Source organism: Pseudomonadota bacterium, from assembly GCA_010028905.1.
In the GTDB taxonomy this organism is placed as follows: Bacteria; Vulcanimicrobiota; Xenobia; order RGZZ01; family RGZZ01; genus RGZZ01.
This window is the reverse complement of sequence record RGZZ01000499.1, coordinates 1-3,539: the sequence shown is the minus strand read 5'-3', so window position 1 is coordinate 3,539 and position 3,539 is coordinate 1. Positions and strand designations below refer to the sequence as shown.

Below are 3,539 nucleotides of genomic sequence, written 5' to 3'. Positions count from 1 at the left end.
CCTCACACCACAAGCGGTGCGCCTCATCAACACGTATGGGCCCACCGAGGCAACCGTGGCCGTCACCTGGTTTGATGTGCCGGATACGTGGGACGATCACCGCGACTGCCCCATCGGCCCTCCCCTGCCCCACGTGTGGGCCTGCGTGCTCGACCGATATGGGCAGCCCCCCCCCGTGGGCTTCCCAGGGGAGCTGCACGTGGGCGGATCCTGCCTCGCGCGAGGGTATCTCCGCCGCCCCGGCCTCACCGCGGAGCGCTTCATCCCGAACCCGTTCGGACCCGGCCGCCTCTACCGCACCGGCGACCGGGCGCGCTGGCTTGCCGATGGCATGCTCGCCTACTGCGGTCGCCTCGACCGGCAGGTGAAGATCCGCGGGGTCCGCATCGAGCCTGAAGAGGTGGAGACCGCTCTCGAACGACACCCTGCGGTACGTGAAGCCGCCGTCACCACCCCCCTCGAACCATCCGGCCATCGTCGCCTGGTGGCTCACGTGGCCACCGACGCCAACGTCACTGCAGCCGAGCTGCGCGCGTTCTTGAAGCACAGACTGCCAGACGCCGCAGTCCCGTCGGGTTTCGCAATCGTGGCATCGCTTCCGCGCACCCCTTCCGGCAAGATCGACCGCACCGCCCTTCCCCCCCCATCGGCCGACGAAGCGCGCAACGATGGCCACGAAAACCCACGAACGCCCATCGAGCGCGCCCTCGCCCTCATCTGGTGCGAGGCGCTGGAAGTGGAGCGGGTCGGTCGCCACGACGACTTCTTCACCCTCGGTGGCCACTCGCTCATGGCTGCGCGCATCCTGGCAAGGATCCGCGACGCCTTTGGCGTGGCCATCGCGATGCCCGACCTGATGGCGGCCCCCACGGTGGTCGGCCTGGCCGCAGCCGTGGAACGGGGAAGAGGGCACGCTCTCCCCCACCCCACGCCCGTCTCCCGAGACCGTGCGCTGCCCTTGTCGTTCGCGCAGCAGGCCATGTGGCTCATCGACCAGATCGAGCCGATGACGGCCTTGTACAACGTGCCGATGGCACTGCGCCTGCGCGGCGAACTCGCGCGCGACGCGCTGCAGGCCGCGATCGATGCGATGGTGGCCAGACACGAGGTGCTGCGCACCACGCTCGTCGCGGAGAAGGGGCAGCCGTTCGCGCGCATCAGCGCGCCCGCCTCCCTTCCGATGACCCTCATCGATGTGCGCGCGAAACCGCCGGACGAACGTGAGGCCGCGGCGCTTGAAGCGGCAACAACGGCGGCACGGGTTCCCTTCGATCTCGCCCGAGACTGGCCGCTGCGCGCTTCCCTGGTGCGCATGTCAGACCAGGAGCACCTGCTGGTGCTCGTCTTCCATCACGTCGCGTTCGACGCACGCTCGGCCGAGATCGTGGTCGATGAGCTGGGCGCGGTGTACGCATCGCACATGGGCGGCGACGCCCCCACCCTGCCGCCGATGCCGATCCAGCACGCCGATTATGCTGCCTGGCAGCGAGAGGTTCACGACAGCGCGCAGACCGAGACACGAATCGCATGGTGGCGCACCCATCTCGCCGACGCGCCACAGGTTCTCGATCTCCCCCTCGACCATGCGCGCCCCGCGCGACCTTCACGTCGCGGCAACGTGGCCTTCCACCCGCTCGACGCGACACTGACAAGTCGCATCACGACACTGAGCCGCGCCCACGGGGCGACAACCTTCCTCACCCTGCTCACTGCATTCCAGGTGCTTCTGCACCGATGGACCGACGCTGAAGATATCATGGTGGGGTGTCCGGTGACGAACCGAGAGATTCCTGAATCAGAGAACCTCATCGGACTTCTCGTCGAGACCGTGGTGTTTCGCGCCGACTTCAGCAACGACAAAACATTTACCGACCTGCTCAGAAAAATGCGAGACACAGCACTCGGCGCCTATGCGAACACTGTGCCGTTCGAGACGCTGGTCGAAGCGCTGGCCTCAGACAGAGACGTCCGGATGCACCCTTTGGCGCAGGTGGCGTTCAGCTACCTCCCCGATGAAGCGGAGCGTTCTCTTCGGCTGCCCGGACTTACGTCGACGCCCGTCGAGATCGACACGGGCGTGGCCAAGCTCGACCTGCACCTCGCCGTCACGACGACCGAAAACAGACTTCGCTGCCGCCTCGAGTACGATACCGACCTCTTCACCGATGCCACCGCCAGGCGATTGCTTGCGCAGTACGCCACGCTGCTGGCGTCGGTGGTCATTGCCCCGGAGCAGCCCGTCAGCCGCCTGCAGCTCATGTCTTACGAGGAACACCATCGTGTGGTCATCGACTTCAATCGCACCGCATCGACCTATCCCCGCGAGAGCAGCCTGGGCGACCTCTTCGTCGCGCAGGCGCGAAAGGCCCCACAGGCCATTGCCCTGACATTCGATGATCACGAGATGACCTACGGCGAGCTCGATGCGCGCTCAGCCCGTCTTGCGAGGATGCTGCGCGCACGCGGCGTGGAGCAGGAGGCACGGGTGGGCCTGCTGACCGAGCGATCGCTCGAGATGATCGTCGCCATGCTGGCCATCGTGCGGGCGGGCGGGGCTTACGTTCCACTTGACCCCAGCCACCCCGATGCGCGCATCGCTTTTGTACTCGACGATGCCGACCCCGTTCTGGTGATCGCGCACCGTGACCTGACCACGCGGGTTCCTGCGGGGCGTCCGGTCTTGCACCTCGACGACGCGTCCGAGATGGGTGACGAGGGAGATCGTGCAATTGAAGCGCGTGCTCACGCCGGCTCTCTCGCCTACGTGATGTACACCTCCGGCTCGACCGGACGCCCCAAAGGCGTGGCCATCGAGCATCGGGGCGTCATCCGCCTGGTGAAGGGAATGCGCTACGCGCGGCTCGATGCGGACGAGGTGTTCCTGCAGCTGGCCCCCGTCTCGTTCGACGCGGCCACCTTCGAGATCTGGGGGGCGCTTCTGAACGGCGCGCGCCTCGCACTGACGCCACCAGGAACACCCTCCCTTCAAGCGATCACCCAGGCCGTGCACCGATACGGCGTGACCACCCTCTGGCTCACGGCTGGCCTGTTCCACGCGATGGTCGACACGCACCCGCGATGCCTGCGGGACCTGCGCCAGCTGATCGCGGGCGGCGACACCCTGTCGCCCGAACACGTTCGCAGGGCACGCCAGGCAATGGCCGGCGGGCGGCTGATCAACGGCTACGGTCCGACCGAGAACACCACGTTCACAACCTGTCACGCCGTGACGTCAGACGACGAGAGCGCCTCGACCATTTCCATCGGACGCCCCATCGAGAACACCCGCGTCTACATCGTCGACCGGCACCTGCAGCCCCTCCCCGTGGGGATGCCTGGTGAGCTGTGCACGGCGGGCGATGGCCTGGCGCGTGGCTACCTGAACCGTCCTGACCTCACCGCTGAGCGCTTCGTCTCGGCGTGTGGAGAGGCACGGCTGTACCGCACCGGTGATCGGGCGCGCTGGCGCGACGACGGCACCCTCGAGTTCCTGGGCCGCCTCGATCGGCAGGTCAAGATTCGAGGGTTCCGCGTTGAGC

The 3,539-nt window shown here is 67.1% G+C and carries 1 protein-coding gene; it reads left to right on the top strand.

What is annotated here, in order from left to right; genetic code table 11:
• Nucleotides 1-16: 16 nt before the first annotated feature.
• Nucleotides 17-3,539: amino acid adenylation domain-containing protein (locus tag EB084_21845; GenBank protein ID NDD30908.1), on the top strand; the 3,523-nt coding region annotated here is incomplete at its 3' end.